This is a genomic window from Streptomyces rugosispiralis, assembly GCF_024505145.1.
In the GTDB taxonomy this organism is placed as follows: domain Bacteria; phylum Actinomycetota; class Actinomycetes; order Streptomycetales; family Streptomycetaceae; genus Streptomyces; species Streptomyces rugosispiralis.
In genome coordinates this window covers 188,451-208,638 of sequence record NZ_JANIAA010000009.1, presented here as the reverse complement: position 1 = coordinate 208,638, position 20,188 = coordinate 188,451, and the positions used below count along the sequence as shown (strand labels likewise).

The window sequence follows — 20,188 nt, the reverse complement described above, 5'->3', positions numbered from 1 at the left end:
GGTCCTCATCCTCGCGGCGCGAGGTCCTGCAGCCCCACCACCCGCAGCAGCTCCAGCCGCTCGGCGGACTCGCTGCCGGGACGCGCGGTGTGGACGATCAGCCGCTGGGCGTGTTCCGAGCTCAGCAGCACCTCGCAGTCCAGCTCCATCGTCCCCACCACCGGATGGGTGAACCGCTTGACCGTGGAGTGCCGTATGGCCACCTCATGGGCCTCCCACAGCGTCGCGAACTCCGCGCTCACCGACAGCAGTTCGGCCACCAGCCCCGCCGGGCCCGGGTCGTCGGGGCGGGCGGCGACCACGGCCCGGAGGGTGGCCACATGCAGCCGGGCGTGCTCCGCGATCTCCTCGCTCGGGAAGATCCCGGGGGTGCCGGAGGGGTCGGCGCGCCGGGTGAAGAAGCCGCGGACGATATTGCGGTCGCCGGGCGGCCGCCCCATGATGTCGCCGACCAGCGCCGCCGCCATCGCGTTCTGCGCCAGCACCTCGCCCCAGTCGGTGATCACCTGGGCCGGGGTGTCGTACAGCCGGTCCAGCACCCTGAGCAGTCCGGGCCGCACATGCTCTGAGGTGCTGCGGTCGCGCGGCGGCTCCTCCCCCACCAGATGGAAGAGATAGTCCCGCTCGTCGTCGGTGAGCCGCAGCGCCCGCGCCAGCGCGGTCAGCATCTGGCGGGACGGGCGCGGGCCGCGGGCCTGTTCCAGCCGGGTGTAGTAGTCCGGGGACATGCCCGCGAGCTGGGCCACCTCCTCCCGGCGCAGCCCGGGCGTACGGCGCCGCGGGCCGGGTGTCAGCCCCACCTCGGCGGGACCGAGGCGGGCGCGGCAGCGGCGCAGGAAGTCGGCGAGTTCCGTTCGATGCACGCTCCCATGGTCGCCGCGCCCGCGGCCGGTATCCAGGGTCTGCGGATCCCTGGATACGGAGGTCTCTCCCGGTCCCGCCCCGCCCGCCGCAGGCTCTAAGGCCGAGCGACGAGGCGAAAGGCGGATGCTCATGCCCTTGATTCTGGTGACGGGTGCGACCGGCCAGGTGGGACGGCGGTTCACCAAGCGGCTGCTGGAGCGGCGCGCGACCGGTACCGAGGTACGGGTGCTGGTGCGCGACGAGGAGCGCGGCGCTCCCTTCGCGGCCCAGGGCGCGCGGCTCATGGCCGGCGATCTGCGCGAGGAGAAGGATCTGCGGAGGGCCATGGAGGGGGTGCATGCGGTGGTCAACATCGCGGCGGCCTTCCGCGGGGTGCCGGACGAGGAGGCATGGGCGGTCAACCGGGACGCGGCGGTCGCGCTCGGGCGGGCCGCGGTCGAGGCCGGGACGAGCCGGTTTCTCCAGGTCAGCACCAATCTGGTGTACGGCGCCTCGCGCGGGCGGCCGTTCACGGAGGACGACGAGAGCAGGCCCGGCGGTCCGCGGTGGGGCGCGTACCCCGCCGCCAAGGCCGAGGCGGAGCGGGAACTGCTGGCGCTGCACCGCGAGCACGGCCTCGATCTGCGCATCGGCAGCCTGGCCTTCGTCTACGGGGACGGCGATCCGCATCTGACGAACGTGCTGCCGCACGCGGCGGCATGGGCCGGGAGCCGGCGGCTCGCCATGGTCCACCACGCCGACGCGACGCAGGCGCTGCTGCGGCTGCTGCGCGCCCCGGGCGGCACGGCCGGCGGCTCGGTCTCGGGCCGCAAGTACAACATCGTGGACGACGCCCCGGTGACCACGGTCGAGCTCTTCCAGATCAACGGGGTGCCACTGCCCGAGGGCATGACCGAGCGGACCGACGAGGACCCCTGGTTCGGCATCGCCTCCAACCTCCGGCTGCGCGACGAGCTGGGCTGGCGCCCGCTGTACCCGTCGATGTGGACCGCACGCGACGCGGGTGTGCTGTGATACGGAGGTTGACGAGGCATTACGCCGTCCAGGGGACGCGGCGGCGTACGGCGGGACCGCGCCCGTCCGGCCTGCCACCCTGGCGTCCATGACGATGCCCACGCCCGCGCGGCTCGCGCCGCCGCGCACCGTGAGAAGCGTCGTGGCGCGCATGAGCGCGCTCGGCGCGGCGCTGCCGCCGGGGGACGGGGTGGCGGTCTTCAACGGGGTGTATCTGTCGGTCACCGAGGAGGTCGGCCGACGGCTCGCGGACGGCTACTTCCACGACCCGTCCGCCACCGAGGAGCTGGACGTGCGGTTCGCCGGGCGCTATCTGACGGCGGTCGACGCGGTGGCCACCGGCGCGCGGCCGCCCGCCTGCTGGCGGCCGCTGTTCCAGCTGCGGTGCCATCCCGGGGTCCGCCCGGTGCAGTTCGCGCTCGCCGGGATCAACGCCCATATCGGCCATGACCTGGCGCTCGCGCTGCTGGACACCTGCCGGTCCCGGGGCCTCGAACCGGACGCCCTGGAGGGGGACTTCGACCGGATCGGAGAGCTGCTCACGGGGATGGAGGAGCGGATCCGGGAGGAGCTGATGCCCGGCCCCGACCTGCTGGACGTGGCCGATCCGCTCACCCATCTCGTGGGCTCCTGGAGTCTGGAGAAGGCGCGGGACGCCGCATGGGCGGCGTTCCGCGCGCTGTGGGGGCTGCGCGGAGTGCCGGAGCTGGCGGAGGAGTTCGCGGAGCGCGTCGACGCCACCGTGGGCCTGGTCGGGCGCTTTCTGCTCACTCCTCTGCCGTCCGCGTGCTGAGCGGCCCCGGTGCGGGTGCCCCCGGTCCGGGTGGGTGCTGAGCGGCCCCCGGACCGGCTCAGTCCTCGGGGAGCTCGACGGGCGCGATCTCGTCGTACAGATCGCCCGGCCCCGGGTTCTTCGGGTCGGTGCCGCCGCCGAACTGGTGCATGACGCCCCACACCGCGTTCAGCGCGGTCTGGACGGCGCCCTCGGCCCAGCCCGCGGTCCAGGAGATGTCGTCGCCCGCGAGGAAGACGCCGCGCTTGTCGGCGGGCAGCCGGTCCTGCATGAAGTGGGTGAACAGCCGGCGCTGGTAGCGGTAGTGGCCGGGCAGATTGGCCTTGAACGCGCCCATGAAGTACGGCTCGTTCTCCCAGGACACGGTGACCGGGCTGCCGATGATGTGCTTGCGGATGTCGACGTGTGGATAGATCTCCGAGAGCGACTTGAGCATGACCTCCATCCGCTCGTTCGCCGACAGCGGCAGCCACTTCAGGCTGTCGTCGCACCAGGTGTAGGAGAGGCAGATGACGGCGGGCCGGTCCGGGCCGTCGTCCAGCAGGTACGTGCCGCGGGTCATCCGGTCGGTGAGCGTCATGCTCATCGTGTCCCGCCCGGTGACCTCGTCCTTGTCCAGCCAGAACGGCCGGTCCACCGGCACGAAGAGCTTGCTGGACTCCATGTAGTGGGTGCGCTCGATCGCCGTCCAGTGGTCGATCGGGAAGAGCGAGTCATCGCAGTCGATCTTGGAGAGCAGCATCCAGGACTGCGCGGTGAAGACCACCGCGCGGTACGAGCGGATGTCACCGCTCGCGTCCGTCACCACGACGCGGTCGCCCGCGGCCCGGTGCAGCCGGGTCACGGCCGGGCGGGGCGCGCCCTCGTGCAGCGAGGCCAGCGAGGTGCCCTGGGGCCAGTGGACGATCTTCTCGGGCTCGCGCTCCCACAGCCGCAGCGGAAGCTGCTGGCTGCCGCCGACGATGCCGCGGTGGTGGTCGTCGGCCTCGGTGTAGACGACCCGCAGGATCTCCAGGATGGAGTTGGGGAAGTCGGTGTCCCAGCCGCCGGTGCCGAAGCCGACCTGGCCGAAGATCTCCCGGTGGCGGAAGGAGGTGAAGGCCGAGGAGTCGCAGAGGAAGCCGTAGAACGTCTGGTTGTCCAGCTTCTCGACCAGCCGCGCCCAGATCTCCCGGATCCGGGGGACGTCCCGCTCGCGGATGGCGCGGTTCATGTCGGAGAAGTCCGCGCCCTCCTCCAGGCAGGCGTTCCAGGCGTCGGCCACCTCGCGGTAGACCGGCGGCAGCTCGTCGATGGTGCGGGCGTAGTGGGACTCGCCCTTGAGGTCGACCACGGTCGAGGGGGTCTCGGGGGCCAGCGGGTTGGGGAACGGCCGGGTCTTCAGGTCCACCAGGTCGATGTAGTGCTGGAGGGCGGTGGAGGACGGCGGGAAGCGCATCGCGCCCATCTCGGCGGTCAGCGCGTCGTCACAGCCGTCGAAGCCGACGGTGCGCAGCCGTCCGCCGATCCGGTCGGCCTCGTAGACCACGGGCCGCAGGCCCATCTTCATCAGCTCGTACGCGGCGACGACACCGGAGAGCCCGCCGCCGACGACCGCGACCTCGGCGCCGTGCTCGGTCGCGGGTATCTGGCCCAGGCCCGCGGGGTGGGCGAGGTAGTCGTCGTAGGCGTAGGGGAAGTCCGGGCCGAACATGGTGATGGGCGGCAGGGCCTCGAGGGCCTGCGTCTCCTGCTCGTCATGGACGGCCGTGGGCACCGTGGACGTCATGGGGTACGGACTCCTTGCTGCTGTGCTCAAAAGGGTGGTTCGGGTGCGGCAGGGGCCGGACGGATCAGCCGAGGGAGGTGTAGAGGCCGGGGCGGCGGTCCCGCAGATACGGGTTGATCCGGCGCGAGGTCGCCAGCAGTTTGGGGTCGACGTCGCCGAGGAGGAGTTCCTCTCCGCGGCCGGCACGCAGACAGGTGGCGCCGTCGGGCCCGGCGAGACAGCTCAGCCCGACGAAGTCGAACTCGCCCTCGCGGCCGCTGCGGTTGACGTACGCGATGTACATCTGGCTCTCGAAGGCCCGCACCGGGATCAGGGATTCGGCCACGAACTCGAAGGGGTGCATCTGCGCGGTGGGCACCACCAGCAGATCGGTCCCGGCCAGCGCGTGGGCCCGTACGTTCTCGGGGAACTCCACGTCGTAGCAGACCAGGATGCCGACGGTCAGCTCGCCGATGGTGGCCTGGACGACGGGGGCCTCACCGGGGGTGAACGACGCCCGCTCGAAGCAGCCGTAGAGATGGGTCTTGCGGTAGTTGGCCAGCTCGGTGCCGTCCGCGCCCACCAGCCGCGCGGAGTTGTGAACCGCGTCCGCGTGGCGCTCGGGGTAGCCGTAGAGGATGGCCAGCCCGTGCGCCGCGGCGATGTCGGCCACGGCCCGGCCGCTCGGCCCGTCGGCCGGCTCGGCCAGCTCCCGCACGCCGCCACCGCCGATGGCGTAGCCCGTGAGGAACATCTCCGCGGTGACCAGCAGCCCGGCGCCGTCGGCGGCCGCTCGGGCGGCGGCCTCGTCGAGGACCTTGAGGTTACCGGCGGGGTCGCCGGGGTGACCGGAGTTCTGGAGCAGAGCGGTGCGCAGCGGCGGCATGGCAGACCTTGGGAGGAGGAGTACGGGCATAAAAACAGTACGTTGCCTCCGGATCGCCCAACAAGACGACTTCATTGCGTCCGGCGTCGATTCACACCGTATGGGACCCGGCACACGACGATTCATTGCACGGGCCGGGGCCCCGAAGAGGCGCGGGGCTGTGTCGATATGCGGCTCCGCCGCGTGAGGGGGGCGCCCCGCAGGGGCGCGGGGAACTGCGCGCCCAGCCACGACGCATGCCGCAGCCGACCGACAACAGGCCAGGGCAGACGCCCAGAACCGCGCACCCAGCGGAGCGCTTACGTCGGGGCACCCGAACTGAACCTCCGCAGCAGCGGCGACAACACCAGCACGGACTTGGTGCGCTCCACGAACGGCTCCCCCGCGATCCGCTCCAGCACCCGCTCGAAGTGGCGCATATCGGCGGCGAAGACCTGGACGACGGCGTCCGCGTCACCGGTGACGGTGGACGCGGACACCACCTCGGGGTAGCGCGACAGACCTCGGCGGATGTCCTCCGGCGAGGTGTTGTGGCGGCAGAAGAGCTCGATGAAGCCCTCGGTCTCCCAGCCCAGCGCCACCGGATCGACCCGCACCGTGAAGCCGGTGATGGCCCCCTCCGCGCGCAGCCGGTCCACCCGCCGTTTGACGGCGGGCGCGGACAGTCCGACGATTTCGCCGATGTCGGCGTAGGAGCGGCGGGCGTCCTCGGCGAGGGCGTGGACGATGCGTTCGTCGAGATCGTTCAGTCGCACTGGGGGGCAATCACTTCTCTGCTGTGGCCAGTCGGGATCGGCGCATGCCGTATCCGAAGTACAGCACAAGGCCGACGGCCATCCACACGCCGAAGACCACCCAGGTCACGAACTGCAGGCTGCCCATCATCCACAGACACAGCGCGAAGCCGATCACCGGGAAGAGCGGGGACAGCGGCACCCGGAAGGTCCGGGGCATATCGGGCCGGGTCCGGCGGAGCACGATCACGGCGATGTTGACCAGCGCGAAGGCGAAGAGCGTGCCGATGCTGGTGGCGTCGGCGAGCTGACCGAGCGGGATCGCGGCGGCGAGGACCCCGCAGAAGAGCGAGACGATGACGGTGTTGGCGCGGGGCACCCCGGTCCGGGCGTGGACCGTGGAGAAGGCCTTGGGCACCAGCCCGTCCCGGGACATCGCGAAGAGGATGCGGGTCTGCCCGTAGAGCACGGTCAGCACCACGGAGGCGATCGCGATCACCGCGCCGGCCGCCAGCAGCACGGCCCAGAAGTCCTGTCCGGTGACATCCTTCATGATCGAGGAGAGCGCGGCCTCGGAGCCGGAGAACTTCTTCCACGGCAGCGCGCCCACCGCCACGGCGGCCACCAGGCAGTACAGCGCGGTGACGATGATCAGCGAGAGCATGATCGCGCGGGGCAGGTCGCGCTGGGGGTTCTTGGCCTCCTCACCGGCCGTGGAGGCGGCGTCGAAGCCGATGTAGGAGAAGAAGAGGGTGGCGCCGGCGGCGCTGACGCCCGCCATGCCCAGCGGCATGAACGGGGTGTAGTTGCCGGCCCGGATGCCGGTGAAGGCGACGGCGCAGAAGAGGATCAGCGCCGCGATCTTCACCCCCACCATGATCGCGTTGGCGCGGGCGCTCTCCTTGGCGCCGCCCAGCAGGAACGCCATGGCCAGCAGCACCACGAGCAGCGCGGGCAGATTGAAGACCCCGCCGTCCCCGGGCGGGGCGGCCAGCGCGTCGGGGATGGTGATGCCGAGCGTGCCGTCGAGCAGTTCGTTGAGGTACTCGCCCCAGCCGACGGCCACGGCCGCCACCGAGACGCCGTACTCCAGGATCAGACACCAGCCGCAGACCCAGGCGATCAGCTCGCCCATCGTGGCGTAGGCGTACGAGTAGGAGGAACCGGAGACCGGGATGGTGCCCGCCAACTCGGCGTAGGACAGCGCGGAGAACAGCGCGGTGAGCCCGGCTATGACGAACGACACGACGACCGCGGGGCCCGCGTCCGGCACCGCCTCGCCGAGCACCACGAAGATGCCGGTGCCCAGGGTGGCGCCGATGCTGATCATGGTGAGCTGCCATACGCCCATCGAGCGCCGGAGGCTTCCGCCCTCGCCCTGGCCGCCCTCGGCGACCAGCCGCTCCACCGGCTTGCGCCGCATCAGGCGGGCGCCCAGCCCGCCGACCGGAGGGTCTGGTTCCGGTTGCTGGGTGGCGGGCGGTGCTGCGCCGTGCTCCAACACTTGGGTGGCTCCTTTATCGCTGCCATCAGGTGGTGGCGACCGACTGCGGACATACGGATACCCGGGAGGGAAACCCGCAGGTGGGAATCGCCGAGCAGCCGGTCCCCGCCACTCCACGTCAGCGCAAGACCCTATGAGCCGTCCGCCGACGGCCGTAATGCACCATGGTTGCGCATACGTGTCGCAACGTTGCGCGCGGGGGCGCCCGACGGTGAATCGTTGCGAAACCCTGAGCTCGTCAGCGCGCGTTTCACCCGAATGCCGCGATACTGCACCATTTTAGCGGTCGTTGGTGGGGACGTGACCACTGACAGTCTGCAACCACCCGATCACTCCCGCCTCGGCGCCGAACCCGTGTTCCGGCCCCGTGACCAGGGGGGTGACAGCGAGCGCTACCCGCTCGAATACTGCGCGAGAGTGTGGGAGGACTTCATCCGGACGCTGGGCCGGATCGAGGCGGACTTCCTCCAGCGCTCCGGTACCACAGAACCGGGCGTCAAGGCATGACGTACACCGAGCCGAGGCCGGGCGGCTACGGGCCCCCTCCCACCGGCCACCGGCCCGCCCCCGCACCCCCTCCCGGGGACCGGTTCGAGGTGGCGGCCGATTATGAGATGAATCCTTTCCCCCTGCCCGACCCGGAGACCATCGAGGGCCGCTGGGACCTGGAGGGGGACCTGGCGCGGCTGCTCCAGACGTCCTCCGCCGAGGAGGCGGTGCACACCACCGGCCCCATCGGACCACCGGTCACCCCCCTGCGAACCCCCTCCCCCGCGCATGTGCGGGGGCGCGGCAAGCGCCGCCGGGTCCGCTTCCGGCTGCCGACGATGCCGTGGCTGCATGTGATCAGCCTGATCTTCGCGGCGGTCACCACGGTCATCGTCGCCATGCTGAGCGTGCTGGGCGGAATGATCTCCTACCGCCCGCTGCGCTATCTGGCCTCCCCGAGCACCTCGGAGTCCATGGCGGCGTGGTGGCCCCTGCTGGTCTACGGGCCCTGGCTGGTCGCCTCGCTTTCGGTGCTGCGAGCGGCCCTGCACCGGCGGGGCGCGGCGCACTCATGGGCCGTGGTGGTGCTCTTCTCCACCATCGCGGTGTTCCTGTGCGTGGCCCACGCCCCGAGGAACGCGCCCAGCATGGCCGTGGCCGGTCTTCCCCCGGTCGCCGCGCTGGTCTCGTTCCACCAGTTGGTGCGGCAGATCACGCTCACCAGCCCGCCACGCCACGCGCTGCCCCGCACCCGGGGTGAGCAGCGTGGAATGGCGAGATGAGACACCGTCACACCACGGCGCCACAGCCCCACTCACCCGAGCCGAGTGGGGCTGTGGCGCTGTTGCGGTCCCGGTAGGCGCCGGCTCCGGGGCGCGCCGGCTCCAGGGGCGCCGGCTCAGTCCCAGGAGGCGTGGAGGGGCTTGCCCTCGGCGTAGCCCGCGGCGCTCTGGACGCCGACGACGGCCCGCTCGTGGAACTCCTCGAGCGACCCCGCGCCCGCGTAGGTGCACGAGCTGCGCACGCCCGCGACGATCGAGTCGATCAGGTCCTCGACGCCCGGCCGGGCCGGGTCCAGGAACATCCGCGAGGTGGAGATGCCCTCCTCGAACAGCCCCTTGCGGGCCCGCTCGTACGCCGACTCCTCGCTGGTGCGATTGCGCACCGCTCGCGCCGACGCCATGCCGAAGCTCTCCTTGTAGGGGCGGCCGTCGGCGGTGTGCTGGAGGTCGCCGGGCGACTCGTACGTGCCCGCGAACCAGGAGCCGATCATGACGTTGGACGCCCCGGCGGCCAGCGCCATGGCGACGTCACGGGGGTGCCGGATACCGCCGTCCGCCCAGATGTGCTTGCCGAACTTCCGCGCCTCGGCGGCGCATTCCATCACCGCGGAGAACTGCGGCCGGCCGACACCGGTCATCATGCGGGTGGTGCACATGGCACCCGGCCCGACGCCGACCTTGACGATGTCGGCACCGGCCTCGATGAGATCGCGCACCCCCTCGGATGCGACCACGTTGCCCGCCACCACCGGCACCCGCGGGCCCAGCCCGCGGACCGCCTTGAGCGCGCTGACCATCGACTCCTGGTGGCCGTGGGCGGTGTCCACGACGAGGGTGTCCACCCCGGCGTCGATGAGCGCCTTCGTACGGCCCTCCACATCGCCGTTGACCCCGACGGCGGCCGCGATCCGCAGCCGGCCCGCCGCGTCCACCGCGGGCGTGTAGAGCGTCGCGCGCAGCGCTCCCTTGCGGCTCAGGATGCCCGCCAGCTTCCCGTCCGCGTCCACGGCGGGGGCCAGCTTGCGGTGGGCGGCGTCGAGGCGGCTGAACGCCTCCTGGGGGTCGATGTCGGCGTCGAGCACCATCAGCTCCCGCGACATCACCTCGGACAGCTGGGTGAAGCGGTCCACCCCGGTCAGGTCGGACTCGGTCACCACACCCACCGGACGCCCGTCCTCGACCACCACGCCCGCGCCGTGTGCCCGCTTGGGCAGCAGCGACAGCGCGTCGGCGACGGTGCCGGTCGGGGCGAGGACGATCGGGGTGTCCAGCACCAGATGGCGGCTCTTGACCCAGCGGACCACGTCGGTGACGACGTCGATCGGGATGTCCTGCGGGATGACGACGAGGCCACCGCGCCGGGCGACCGTCTCGGCCATGCGGCGGCCGGCGATCGCGGTCATGTTGGCGACGACGAGCGGGATGGTGGTGCCGGTGCCGTCGGGGGCCGACAGGTCCACCCCCTGGCGGGAGCCGACCGCGGAACGGCTCGGCACCATGAACACATCGTCGTACGTCAGGTCGTAGGGAGCCGGGGAAGATTCCACATGGCGCCCCGTACCGGGCTCGAGGAAACGCATGAGTCTCACATTTTCACGCGAAACGACGCAGGTCACTCCCACGGCGGCACAACAAAAGACCCCCGCGTTCATAGAGTCCTCCAAAGAGGCGCTGCGGGGGCTGCTCCGATGCCGGCAGGCAACCTGCCTTACGTCGAAACGTTACCCGAGCGCACGCCCGAGGGCGAGTGGCCGATGGACCGCGGCCACCGCCGGGCCGTGATCCTCAACTCCCGGACGGCGATCGGCCCGCTTTCGTGCCACCGACCGCCGGTTTCTGGGGAAAGTGCCAGGAAAGCCGCCTGAACTGCCGAAACGGCAGGTGGATCGCGTACACAAGGTCTGGGCGCTCGACATGGGCGTCCGGTACGCGAACCCGCGAACGGGAGCCGTGCGCGCCCACCCGGTGAGGTGTGCCCGAGCGGCACTGGGTGCGAATGGCTGCCGTCGCCCCCTATCGAAGGAGTTGACCATGTCTGTTGCCGTACCGGCCGAGTCGGCCACTGAGATGTCGGAGTTCGACCTGGACGTGCGTGTCGAGCTCGACGAGCCGGCGGCCGCCCAGGGCGCCTCCACCGGCACGCCCGCGGCGTCCATCCTCTGGTGCACCGTCGTCGCGCCGGCCTGTTAGTGGTCACCGCGCGGGGTCCGGGCCGAGCCCGAGCCCCGCGCGGCTCGCCGACGGCGGAATGGCGGTGCCGAGCGTGAACGGGAGAGACGACACCATGTGCGGAGACAACGCGATGTTCCACGCGGAGCCCAGTGGGATGCTCCGTGTCCCCCTCCTCCCCCGCTCGGCCGCCGGGACCCGCGCGGACATCGACCCGCGCGACCGCGAACAGGTCCGCCGGTACATCGACGCGCTCCTCTCCGACGGACGGGTCGAGGAGGCCCTCGCCGTCTCCAGCCCCTCACTGCACCGGACCGTGGAAGCGCTGCGCGCGGACGTGCCGATGAAGCCCGGCGCCCTGCGCAAGCTCACGCTCTCGGCCACGCGCTACGTCCTGCGGGGTGCCAGCCGCGCCACCCCCTTCGGGCTCCTGGCGGGCGTCGCCCCGGTGTCCTTCGGCGAGACGGGCTACCGGATCCGGCTGGGCACCCGGCACCGCAAGGCGGTGCGCCCGGACGGCGGCTGGCTGAGCGGTGTGCTCACCACCTGGGAGGGCGACCTCGAGGTGCTGCGGGCGCTGCGCGTCGTGGCGAACGACCTGGGCTTCGCACGCGGGCGGCGCTGGGTGCTCCCCTGCGGCTACGACATGAAGGACCCCGCAGGCTCCGATGAGCCGGCCGCCGACGAACGGCGGGGCGAGGGGCGGCAGCGCGAGGGGCGGAGCGCCCAGGAGATCTCCATACGCCACACGGCGGCCGTGCGGACCATCCTCGCCGCCGCCCGGCACCCCCGCCCGGCCGGCGGCCTGCTGGAGATCCTCGACGAGACGTACCCGAACGTCCCCGCGTCCGCCAAGGAGGGGCTTCTCCTCGAGCTGGTCCGCCAGGGCTTCCTTCTCACCGAGCTGCGCCCCCCGCTCGGCGAGACCGACCCGTTACGGTACGCGGTGGACGTCCTCAAGGCCGTGGGCCGAACCGACAAGGCACGCGAACTGGCCGCCATCGGCGACCTGTTGGAGAGTTACGGCGCGGAACGCCTCGGCGCGGGACTCGGCCGCTGGCGAACGGCCCTGGACGCGATGGGCGGCCTGCGCGCCGATGACCGGCCGATCCAGGTCGACATGCGACTGGACGCCGAAGTCACCCTGGACCGGGAGGTGCTGCGGGAGGCGGAACGCGCGGCCACGGCGCTGTGTCTCGCCGCACCCGACACCATGCCGACGCCGGAGCTCCGGGAGTACCGTGACGCGTTCGTCGAACGCTATGGCACCGACCGGGCCGTGCCGCTCGCCGACGTCCTCGACCCGCACACCGGCCTGGGCCCGCCCGCCGGCTACGACCATCCCAGAAGCGAGCGGCGCACGGCGGAACCCGGTGAGCCGAGCGAACGCGACCGGGCCCGGAACGAGTTCCTGGGCGAGCTGGCGCTCACGGCGATCGCGTCGGGCGACCGCGAGGTGGTGCTCGACGACGCGGCGCTCGACCGGCTGCGCGGCTCCGGAGCACCGCCCCCGGCCGCGCTTGAGCTCTGCGCCCATCTGACCGCCCCCTCGCGGCGGTCCCTCGAAGCGGGCGACTTCGCGCTCGTGCTCTCCCCGTCGACGGGATCGCCGGCACCGGGCGCGCTCTTCGGCCGGTTCGCCTACCTCCTCGACGACGTGGAGGAGGTGGGCGAGTTGGCACGCCGCTCCGCCGCCGACTCGGCCCGGGACGGCGCGCTCCAGGCACACCTGGACTTCCTGCCCCTGAGCGGCCGCGACGCCAATGTGGCCCGCGTCCGGCCGTTCTGGACCGAGCGGGTCGCGGTGGGCTGCTTCGCGGACCGGGCCTCGCCCGCCGTGCGGGGAATGGGCGATCTCGCACTGGCCGCCGACCCGGACCGGCTGTATCTCGTGGACGCCTCGACCGGGCAGGAGATCAACCCCCGGGTTCCGACCATGCTCGACCCGCGGCGCGCCCCCGCGGCGGTCCGTCTGCTGCGCGAGTTGCCGACGATGGGAAGCTGGCCCTCGTGCGTGTGGACATGGGGGCGCCACTCCACACTTCCCCACCTGCCCCGGGTCCGGTACGGCAGGACGGTCCTCGCCCCCGCCCGATGGCGGCTGACCGACCCCGGCCTGTTCGACTCCGCCGTCTCCGACGCGGAGTGGGAGCGCCGCCTGGACGGCTGGCGGGCACGCTGGAACGTACCCGACCGGGTCGCCGTCGGCGGGGGCGACGACCACCGGGTGGAGATCGACCTGACCGCCCCGCTCCACCGCATGGTGCTGCGCCGCGAGCTGCGCCGGGGCAAGGACGTGACGGCGTACGAGACGCCCGAGGACGCGGGGCGGGGCGGCGGCTGGCTCGCCACCGACTCGGGGGCGTTCAGCAGCGAACTGGTGATTCCGCTGCTGCCCGCCCGCCCGGCGTCCGGCGAGTCCCCGGCCGTCCGGGCTCCGGCGCGGCGGATCCGCCCGGTCGGTCCGCCCGTCCCGCGGCACAGCCGCGGGTGGCTCTACGGCAAGCTCTACGCCTACGCCGGCCGCCAGGACGAGGTGCTGACCGAGCACCTGCCCCGGCTGCTGGCGGCCCTGCCGCCCGCGGTGGACCGCTGGTTCTTCATCCGCTACGCCGATCCGGCCGGCGCGCATCTGCGACTGCGGTTCCACGGCGACCCCGGCACGCTCCACGGCGAGCTGCTGCCGGGTGTCCTGGACTGGGTGGAGCAGCTGCGCGACCTGCGTCTGGCCGGGGGGTTCGTCATCGACGGCTATGAGCCCGAAACCCACCGCTACGGTGGCCCCGAGGCCATCGAGGCCGCCGAGGCGGTCTTCCACCACGACAGCGTGGCCGCCCTCGAACAGCTGCGCCTCCGGGCGGTCGGCGCGGTCGCCGTCGAGCCGCGGCTGCTCGCCGCCGCCAACTACCTCGATCTCGCCCGCCAGGTCCACGGCGACCGGTGGACCGACTGGTTCCTGCGCAACCCGCGGGACGAGGAGCACCACGCCCACTTCCGGGACGGGCGCACGGCGGCACTTCGCCTGCTGGACGGCGGGCTCCGGGCCGCGTTCCCCGCCGAGGGCGGCGCCGCCGTGCTCGCCGCCCTCGACGCCAGGGCGGCCGCCATGCGTGCCTATGCCTCCGTGGCCGCCGACGGATCGGTGCTGGCGAGCGTGTTGCATATGCACCACAACCGGCTCATCGGCACCTCACGCACCTCCGAGGCCCGTTCGCTGGCGGTGGCGCGCGGCCTCGCCCAGGCCGAACACGGACGGCGGAGGCACCTCGGATGACGGCGGCACCAGCCGGAGGGTGGGACGCCGGCACGGTGGCGGCCGAGATCGCCGCCCGCGTCCGCGACCACGTTCTCTCCACCGGCACCGGGGACTTCACCGCCGCCGGGCTCGGCATGGGCGCCTCGGGGGCGACGCTGTTGCTCAGTGAGCTGAGCAAGGGCGACCCGGGCCTGCGCACGACCGTCCACGCCCTGCTGGCCGCGGAGGCCGGGTTCGCCGGTGCCAAGGGTTCCGGGCTGATCACGGGCCTGGCCGGGCTCGGCCTCGCCACCAAGCACGCCGCCCGCTCGCCCCGGGACTACGCCACCGTGCGGGGCCGGGTGGACGCGGCGCTGCGGCATCGCCTCGGAAAGGTCCTCGACGCCGAGTACGACCGGATGGAATTCGGTGTCCCCGGGGCGGAGCGGGAGAACTTCGACGTCGTCGCCGGTGTGACCGGCCTCGGCCGGTACTTCCTCGCCGAGCCGTCCGACCCCGAAGCGATCCACGACGTGCTGCGGTATCTCGTCGCCCTCACCGAGCCCGTCAAGGCCACGGCCGGGCCCCTGCCCGGCTGGTTCAGCCCCCCGTGGCCCGCCGCGGTGGACCCGCGGCGCCGGGAGTGGGTGCTCGACCTGGGCCTCGCCCACGGGATAGCCGGGCCGCTCGCGCTGCTGTCCCTGTGCTGGACGCGCGGACTGCGCGTCCCCGGCCACGACACGGCCATCCGCCGTATCGCCCGGTGGCTGATGAGCTGGCGCCAGGAGGACCCCGCGGGCCCCGGATGGCCCGGTACGGTCTCCGCCGACCAGGAGCTGGCCCCCGTCCGGCCGGCCCTGGAGCCTGGGCGCGCGAGCTGGTGCTACGGGGCTCCGGGAATCGCCCGCGCGCTCCACCTCGCCGGAGTCGCGCTGGGCGAGGAGGCGTGGGCGCACACCGCGGCGGAGGCGATGCGGGCGGTCTTCGCCCGCCCCGACGGACTGCGGGGGCTGGACGACCCCGGACTCTGCCACGGCCTCGCCGGGCTGGCCCGGATCACCGGGCGCATGGCCGACGAGCTGGACGATCCATCGCTGTCCGCGCGGGCGGACGAGATCGCCGAGCGGCTGTGTGCCCGCTTCGACCCCGGCACGGCCTTCGGCTTTCCCACCGCGCCGATGCCGTCGTTCCGGCCGGAGCCGCTGGACGCGCCCACGTTCCTGGAGGGCGCGGCGGGCGTCGCCCTCGTCCTGCTCGGCCGGAGCACGCCGCCCGCCGGCACCGCCGACGACGATGTGCCCTGGGACGCCGCCCTGCTTCTGGCGTGATCCGGCGGGCGGTTCCCCTGCCGGGGCCGTTCCGACGGAGGGGGCGTCCCGACGGGGGGTCGTTCCGACGGCGGAGGCGTCCTCCCGACCGGGGGGTCGTTCCGACGGATCTCCGTGGCGGAAGGACCCCAGCCCGCGGCGGTCGGCCCGCTACGCGCCGTCCGGGTCGGCGCGGTCGAGGGCGGGGTGGGCGGCGGGGGTGGTCTCGGCGAGCAGATAGTCCGCCGCGGCGGTGTCCGTCACCAGGCTGGTGACCAGGCCGGACCTCAGCACCGCCCCGATCGCCTCGGCCTTACGGCGGCCACCGGCGATGGCCACCACCTCGGGGATCCGGCGCAGCCGGTCGGCCTCCACCGTGATGCAGCGCTCGCCCAGGTCGCGGCCGATGCGGCGGCCCTCGGCGTCGAAGAGGTGGGCCGACATCTCGGCGGCGGCGCCCAGGCTCTCGTAGTGGGCCCGCTCCTCCTTCGTCAGCATGTCGTAGACCGTGGAGATCCCCGCCTCCCAGGAGCCGATGGACACGCAGGCCACGGTGACCTTGTCGAAGTACTCGAAGGCACGGGCGATACCGGTCTGGCCGCGCAGGGCGTCCGCGGTGGCCGTGTCCGGCAGCAGCATCGGCGCGTAGATGGGATGCGCCTCACCGCCGGAGACGGCGGCGGCGCGGCGCACCGCCTCGACCGAGCCGCGCTCGGCCGTGCCCGCGTCGTACACGCCCGTGAGCTGGACGACGGTGCACGGGGGCAGCCGGTGCAGCGCGGCCGCCATGTGGATCGTGGACCGTCCCCAGGCCAGCCCCAGCACATCCCCCTCGGTCACCAGCTCGCCCAGCAGGTCCGCGGCGACCTCGCCGAGGTTCTCCGGGTCCGGGGTGTCCGCCTCGGCGTCGGCCGGGGACTCCACGACGACCGCGTGGCGCAGCCCGTAGCGGGCCCGCAGCGCGTCGGAGCGCTCCGCGTCGAGTTCGGCGGGAACCCGGATTTCGATGCGCACCAGATCGCGCTCGAGCGCCGTCTCCAGCACCCGCGCGACCTTGAAGCGGCTCACGCCGAACTCCTCGGCGATCTGGATCTTGGACTTGCCCTCGAGGTAGAAGCGGCGCGCCATGGCGGCCGCCTGCACCAGTTCGGCGGGTCCCATCCGCGTGGCTGAACGGCCCGTCGACACCGCGGTCTCCTCACTATTCACTGTCCGGACTCACCGTTCATCCTGTCAGAAACGGCGGAGTTGGTTTGGCCTTCATCCTTGAGTTCACCGACCGGTAGCTGGGTCGCCTCATGAACCGGGGGTGCCGGTCGCCTTTTCGGCGAGGTGGCGCAGCTCCCGTACGGCCTTGGCCGGGTCGTCGGCGCCGTAGACGGCCGAGCCCGCGACGAACACGTCGGCGCCCGCCTCGGCGCACCGCTCGATGGTCTCGGCGGAGACCCCGCCGTCCACCTGCAGCCACATCTGAAGGCCGTGCTTGGCGATGAGCTGCCGGGTGCGGCGGATCTTCGGCAGCATGATGTCGAGGAACGCCTGGCCGCCGAAGCCGGGCTCCACGGTCATCACCAGCAGCATGTCCAGCTCGGGCAGCAGATCCTCGTACGGCTCGATGGGTGTGGCGGGCTTGAGCGCCATCGAGGCCCGCGCGCCCTTGGCCCGGATCTCGCGCGCCAGCCGCACCGGCGCGGCCGCGGCCTCCACATGGAAGGTGACGGAGCCGGCGCCCGCCTCGATGTACTGCGGCGCCCAGCGGTCCGGGTCCTCGATCATGAGATGGCAGTCCAGCGGGGTGTCCGTGGCCCTGCCCAGGGATTCGACCACCGGCACGCCGAGGGTGAGGTTGGGGACGAAGTGGTTGTCCATGACGTCGACGTGGAGCCAGTCGGCGCCTTCCACCGCCTTCGCCTCATCCGCCAGGCGGGCGAAGTCTGCGGACAGGATGCTGGGATTGATCTGCGGGGCCATGGCTCCAAGCCTCCCACGATCGGCGCCGGTCCATGGAGCCGGGATGTGATCACCGGGTCCCGCTCGGATCACCGGACCCGCCAAGGCCATCGGCCCCGCTCGGTTCATCGGCCCCGCCAAGGCCATCGGCCCGCTCGGTTCATCGGCCCCGCTCGGATCGACGGACGCCGAGGGAGACGAGATCATGAAGATGGTCGAGCAACCCCTACAGGCAACCCACCATGACGAGCGATCGAATACCCCGGCACCCCCGCACCGCGGTGTGCGCGGCGCTGACGGCGGCCGTCGTCGCGGCGCCGGCCGCCGGGGCCGGCCCCGCCTCCGCGGCGGCCACGGCACCGCGGCCGGTCTGCGTCTCGCACCAGTCCGGGCTGGCCGGAAGGATGTCCAAGGACATCGCCGGCGCGCTGCGCGGCCGGTCCGGCACCGTCGCGATCAGCCTCCGCGACCACACCACCCACACCCGCTGCACCCTGCGCGCGAACCAGAGGTTCGACTCCGCGAGCGTGGTGAAGGTGACGGTCCTTGGAGCGCTGCTGTGGGACGCGCAGCGGCACCACCGGGGGCTGACCAAGCGCGAGAAGACCCTCGCCAAGGCCATGATCACCAAGTCGGACAACGCCTCGACCAGCAAGCTGTGGAAGCAGCTCAAGCCGGCCGGGGTCAAGGCGTTCCTGCGGGCGGCCGGAATGGACGCCACCGTGCCCGGCAAGGACGGCTACTGGGGCCTCACCCAGATCACCGCGAACGACCAGGAGCGGCTCCTGGACCTGATCACCCACCCGAACACGGTGCTCACCGACGCCTCCCGCGCCTACGTCCGCACGCTGATGGGCAAGGTCATCCCCGAACAGCGCTGGGGCACCCCGGCCGGGGCCCCGGCCGGTACCCGGATCCAGGTGAAGAACGGCTGGCTGAAGCGGTCCTCGCACGTCTGGCGGGTGCACAGCCTCGGCGCCTTCACCGGCGGCGGCCACGACTACACCCTCACCGTGCTCACCCAGGACGACCGCACCATGGAGGCGGGCGTGGCCACCATCGAGGCGGTGGCGCGCGAGGTGCACAGGGACCTCAATCCCACCGCCCAGGCCGCTACGCTCTACGCCCCGACCGACCGGCCCGAGGAAGCGCTTCCGGCGGTTCCGAAGGACTGAACGCCCGTCCTGGAATGGGCTGACCCCGGAAATCCCCGGCGATGGGCGCGGTCAGCCGGTGCGGCGCAGCAGGGCCAGATACATGGCGTCCGTGCCGTGCCGGTGCGGCCACAGCTGGACGTCGGGGCCGTCGCCCAGCTCGGGCACCCCGGGCAGCAGCGGCCGGGCGTCGATCCACTCCGCGGAGACGGCCGCGCCGCCCCGCCCCTTGAGGACGTCCTCGACCACGGCCCGGGTCTCGGCCGGATGCGGGGAGCAGGTGGCGTAGCCGACCACCCCGCCGATCCGCGCCGCGGCCAGCGCCTCCCGCAGCAGCCCGCGCTGGAGCGGGGCGAACCCCTCGAGGTCCTCGGGGCGGCGCCGCCAGCGCGCCTCGGGGCGGCGGCGCAGGGCGCCCAGGCCGGTGCAGGGGACGTCCACCAGCACCCGGTCGAAGGACTCCGGGCGCCACGGCGGCCGGGTGCCGTCCGCGGCGATCACCTGGTACGGCCCGGGGTTGCCCGCCAGGGCCCCGGCCACCAGCCGGGCCCGGTGCGGCTGCTTCTCGGCGGCCAGCAGCGAGGCGCCGCGCTCCGCGGCGAGCGCGGCGAGCAGCGCGGCCTTGCCGCCGGGGCCCGCGCAGCCGTCCAGCCAGCGCCGGTCGTCCCCCTCCAGCGGGGCGTTCGCCAGCGCGAGCGCCACCAACTGGCTGCCCTCGTCCTGCACTCCGGCCCGCCCGTCGCGCACCGCCTCCAGCGCACCGGGCTCGCCGCCCTCGGTGAGCCGCACCGCGTACGGCGACCAGCGGCCCGGCACCGCGGCCTGCTCGCCGACCGCGGCCAGCAGCTCCCCGGGCGTGGACCGGCCGGGCCGGGCGACGAGGGTGACCTCGGGCCGTTCGTTGTCGGCGGCCAGCAGCTCCTCCATACCGGCGCTGCCGCCGCCGAGCGCGTCCCACAGGGCGGAGACGACCCAGCGCGGATGCGAGTGGCGGACGCCCAGATGCTCCTCGGGGTCCTCGTCGTACGGCGGAGCGACCCGCTCCAGCCAGCCGTCGAGGTCATGGGTGGCGATCTTGCGCAGCACGGCGTTGACGAACTTGGCCCGGCCGTCGCCGAGCACCACCCGGGCCAGCTCCACGCTCGCCGAGACGGCGGCGTGGGTGGGGATACGGGTCCCGAGCAACTGGTGGGCGCCGAGGCTCAGTACATCGAGCACGGGCGGATCCACCTCGTGCAGCGGGCGGTCCACGCAGTCGGCGATGATCGCATCGTAGGTGCCCTGGTGGCGCAGGGTACCGTAGACCAGCTCGGTGGCGAGCGCCGCGTCCCGGGAGTCGAACCGCGGCCCGCTGCCGGCCTCCGCGCTCTCCCGCGCCTTGCGCAGCAGGGGCGGGAGAACGAGGTTGGCGTACGCGTCCCGCTCGTCGACCGCCCGCAGCGCCTCGAAGGCGAGGATCCGCACGGGGTCCTTCTGCGGGCGGCGGTAGGGCTTGCCAGGCCGGTTCGGGGCGTGCGGACGGCGACGACGGGGCTGGTCGGTCACGGGAAATGTGCTCCG

General features: G+C 72.8%; 17 protein-coding genes. 8 read left to right on the top strand and 9 right to left on the bottom strand.

Annotated features, from left to right (window positions below; translation table 11 throughout):
* Positions 1 to 5: 5 nt before the first annotated feature.
* Complete coding sequence (locus NP777_RS17520) at positions 6 to 863, bottom strand: helix-turn-helix transcriptional regulator (RefSeq protein ID WP_256651078.1); 858 nt, start codon at positions 861 to 863, stop codon at positions 6 to 8.
* A gap of 130 nt (positions 864 to 993) precedes the next feature.
* Between NP777_RS17520 and NP777_RS17515 the strand changes: the two genes are divergently transcribed.
* Both NP777_RS17515 and NP777_RS17510 read left to right on the top strand, forming a co-directional pair.
* Positions 994 to 1,878: an NAD-dependent epimerase/dehydratase family protein gene (locus tag NP777_RS17515; protein ID WP_256651077.1), complete on the top strand. Its 885-nt coding sequence runs from the start codon at positions 994 to 996 to the stop codon at positions 1,876 to 1,878.
* 88 nt (positions 1,879 to 1,966) lie between these two features.
* Positions 1,967 to 2,671, top strand: a complete 705-nt coding sequence (locus tag NP777_RS17510; protein WP_256651076.1) for a DUF5995 family protein — start codon at positions 1,967 to 1,969, stop codon at positions 2,669 to 2,671.
* A 58-nt stretch (positions 2,672 to 2,729) separates the two neighbouring features.
* On the opposite strand, the gene NP777_RS17505 is transcribed toward NP777_RS17510, so the two are convergent.
* The 4 genes from NP777_RS17505 to NP777_RS17490 all read right to left on the bottom strand — a co-directional run bounded on the left by NP777_RS17505 (position 2,730) and on the right by NP777_RS17490 (position 7,542).
* Positions 2,730 to 4,439 (bottom strand): flavin monoamine oxidase family protein, encoded by a 1,710-nt coding sequence (locus NP777_RS17505; RefSeq protein ID WP_256651075.1) that lies wholly within the window; start codon positions 4,437 to 4,439, stop codon positions 2,730 to 2,732.
* Between the two features lie 64 nt (positions 4,440 to 4,503).
* Positions 4,504 to 5,304: a carbon-nitrogen hydrolase family protein gene (locus NP777_RS17500; RefSeq protein ID WP_256651074.1), complete on the bottom strand. Its 801-nt coding sequence runs from the start codon at positions 5,302 to 5,304 to the stop codon at positions 4,504 to 4,506.
* Positions 5,305 to 5,603: 299 nt separating this feature from the next.
* Entirely contained in the window at positions 5,604 to 6,059 is a 456-nt protein-coding gene (locus NP777_RS17495; protein WP_086882116.1) for an Lrp/AsnC family transcriptional regulator, read from the bottom strand.
* A gap of 10 nt (positions 6,060 to 6,069) precedes the next feature.
* Entirely contained in the window at positions 6,070 to 7,542 is a 1,473-nt protein-coding gene (locus NP777_RS17490; RefSeq protein ID WP_256651073.1) for an amino acid permease, read from the bottom strand.
* 300 nt (positions 7,543 to 7,842) lie between these two features.
* Here NP777_RS17490 and NP777_RS17485 point away from each other — a divergent pair, with 300 nt between their 5' ends.
* Both NP777_RS17485 and NP777_RS17480 read left to right on the top strand, forming a co-directional pair.
* Positions 7,843 to 8,049 (top strand): hypothetical protein, encoded by a 207-nt coding sequence (locus NP777_RS17485; RefSeq protein WP_137980375.1) that lies wholly within the window; start codon positions 7,843 to 7,845, stop codon positions 8,047 to 8,049.
* Between the two features lie 107 nt (positions 8,050 to 8,156).
* Positions 8,157 to 8,813: a DUF2637 domain-containing protein gene (locus tag NP777_RS17480; RefSeq protein WP_391858531.1), complete on the top strand. Its 657-nt coding sequence runs from the start codon at positions 8,157 to 8,159 to the stop codon at positions 8,811 to 8,813.
* A 116-nt stretch (positions 8,814 to 8,929) separates the two neighbouring features.
* Here the strand turns inward: NP777_RS17480 and NP777_RS17475 are convergent, their stop codons facing one another.
* Positions 8,930 to 10,393, bottom strand: coding sequence for a GuaB1 family IMP dehydrogenase-related protein (locus NP777_RS17475; RefSeq protein ID WP_256651071.1), 1,464 nt, complete (start codon positions 10,391 to 10,393; stop codon positions 8,930 to 8,932).
* Between the two features lie 451 nt (positions 10,394 to 10,844).
* On the opposite strand from NP777_RS17475, the gene NP777_RS17470 reads away from it, so the two are divergent.
* The 3 genes from NP777_RS17470 to NP777_RS17460 all read left to right on the top strand — a co-directional run bounded on the left by NP777_RS17470 (position 10,845) and on the right by NP777_RS17460 (position 15,545).
* A complete protein-coding gene (locus NP777_RS17470) occupies positions 10,845 to 11,003 on the top strand; it encodes an FDLD family class I lanthipeptide (protein WP_256651070.1) in 159 nt (52 codons plus the stop codon).
* A 136-nt stretch (positions 11,004 to 11,139) separates the two neighbouring features.
* Complete coding sequence (locus NP777_RS17465; RefSeq protein ID WP_256651069.1) at positions 11,140 to 14,256, top strand: lantibiotic dehydratase; 3,117 nt, start codon at positions 11,140 to 11,142, stop codon at positions 14,254 to 14,256.
* Complete coding sequence (locus NP777_RS17460) at positions 14,253 to 15,545, top strand: lanthionine synthetase C family protein (protein ID WP_256651068.1); 1,293 nt, start codon at positions 14,253 to 14,255, stop codon at positions 15,543 to 15,545. Before NP777_RS17465 ends, NP777_RS17460 begins: the two co-directional genes overlap by 4 nt.
* A gap of 150 nt (positions 15,546 to 15,695) precedes the next feature.
* Here the strand turns inward: NP777_RS17460 and NP777_RS17455 are convergent, their stop codons facing one another.
* Both NP777_RS17455 and rpe read right to left on the bottom strand, forming a co-directional pair.
* Positions 15,696 to 16,685 (bottom strand): sugar-binding transcriptional regulator, encoded by a 990-nt coding sequence (locus tag NP777_RS17455; protein ID WP_256651067.1) that lies wholly within the window; start codon positions 16,683 to 16,685, stop codon positions 15,696 to 15,698.
* A 135-nt stretch (positions 16,686 to 16,820) separates the two neighbouring features.
* Positions 16,821 to 17,495, bottom strand: a complete 675-nt coding sequence (gene rpe / locus NP777_RS17450; protein WP_256651065.1) for a ribulose-phosphate 3-epimerase — start codon at positions 17,493 to 17,495, stop codon at positions 16,821 to 16,823.
* 221 nt (positions 17,496 to 17,716) lie between these two features.
* On the opposite strand from rpe, the gene NP777_RS17445 reads away from it, so the two are divergent.
* Complete coding sequence (locus NP777_RS17445) at positions 17,717 to 18,649, top strand: class A beta-lactamase-related serine hydrolase (protein ID WP_256651064.1); 933 nt, start codon at positions 17,717 to 17,719, stop codon at positions 18,647 to 18,649.
* A gap of 51 nt (positions 18,650 to 18,700) precedes the next feature.
* Here NP777_RS17445 and NP777_RS17440 read toward each other — a convergent pair whose 3' ends face one another.
* On the bottom strand, positions 18,701 to 20,173 hold the full coding sequence (locus NP777_RS17440; protein ID WP_256651063.1) for an RsmB/NOP family class I SAM-dependent RNA methyltransferase: 1,473 nt from the start codon (positions 20,171 to 20,173) through the stop codon (positions 18,701 to 18,703).
* Positions 20,174 to 20,188 lie beyond the last annotated feature (15 nt).

What these genes read in the sequence shown, in the direction of transcription:
- NP777_RS17505 (WP_256651075.1), bottom strand. Translation starts at nt 4,439, where the DNA reads ATGACGTCCACGGTGCCCACGGCCGTCCATGACGAGCAGGAGACGCAG.
- NP777_RS17480 (WP_391858531.1), top strand. Translation starts at nt 8,157, where the DNA reads ATGAATCCTTTCCCCCTGCCCGACCCGGAGACCATCGAGGGCCGCTGG.
- NP777_RS17460 (WP_256651068.1), top strand. Translation starts at nt 14,253, where the DNA reads ATGACGGCGGCACCAGCCGGAGGGTGGGACGCCGGCACGGTGGCGGCC.
- NP777_RS17455 (WP_256651067.1), bottom strand. Translation starts at nt 16,685, where the DNA reads ATGGGACCCGCCGAACTGGTGCAGGCGGCCGCCATGGCGCGCCGCTTC.
- NP777_RS17470 (WP_256651070.1), top strand. Translation starts at nt 10,845, where the DNA reads ATGTCTGTTGCCGTACCGGCCGAGTCGGCCACTGAGATGTCGGAGTTC.
- NP777_RS17515 (WP_256651077.1), top strand. Translation starts at nt 994, where the DNA reads ATGCCCTTGATTCTGGTGACGGGTGCGACCGGCCAGGTGGGACGGCGG.
- NP777_RS17475 (WP_256651071.1), bottom strand. Translation starts at nt 10,393, where the DNA reads ATGCGTTTCCTCGAGCCCGGTACGGGGCGCCATGTGGAATCTTCCCCG.
- NP777_RS17510 (WP_256651076.1), top strand. Translation starts at nt 1,967, where the DNA reads ATGACGATGCCCACGCCCGCGCGGCTCGCGCCGCCGCGCACCGTGAGA.
- NP777_RS17445 (WP_256651064.1), top strand. Translation starts at nt 17,717, where the DNA reads ATGACGAGCGATCGAATACCCCGGCACCCCCGCACCGCGGTGTGCGCG.
- NP777_RS17465 (WP_256651069.1), top strand. Translation starts at nt 11,140, where the DNA reads ATGCTCCGTGTCCCCCTCCTCCCCCGCTCGGCCGCCGGGACCCGCGCG.
- NP777_RS17500 (WP_256651074.1), bottom strand. Translation starts at nt 5,304, where the DNA reads ATGCCGCCGCTGCGCACCGCTCTGCTCCAGAACTCCGGTCACCCCGGC.
- rpe (WP_256651065.1), bottom strand. Translation starts at nt 17,495, where the DNA reads ATGGCCCCGCAGATCAATCCCAGCATCCTGTCCGCAGACTTCGCCCGC.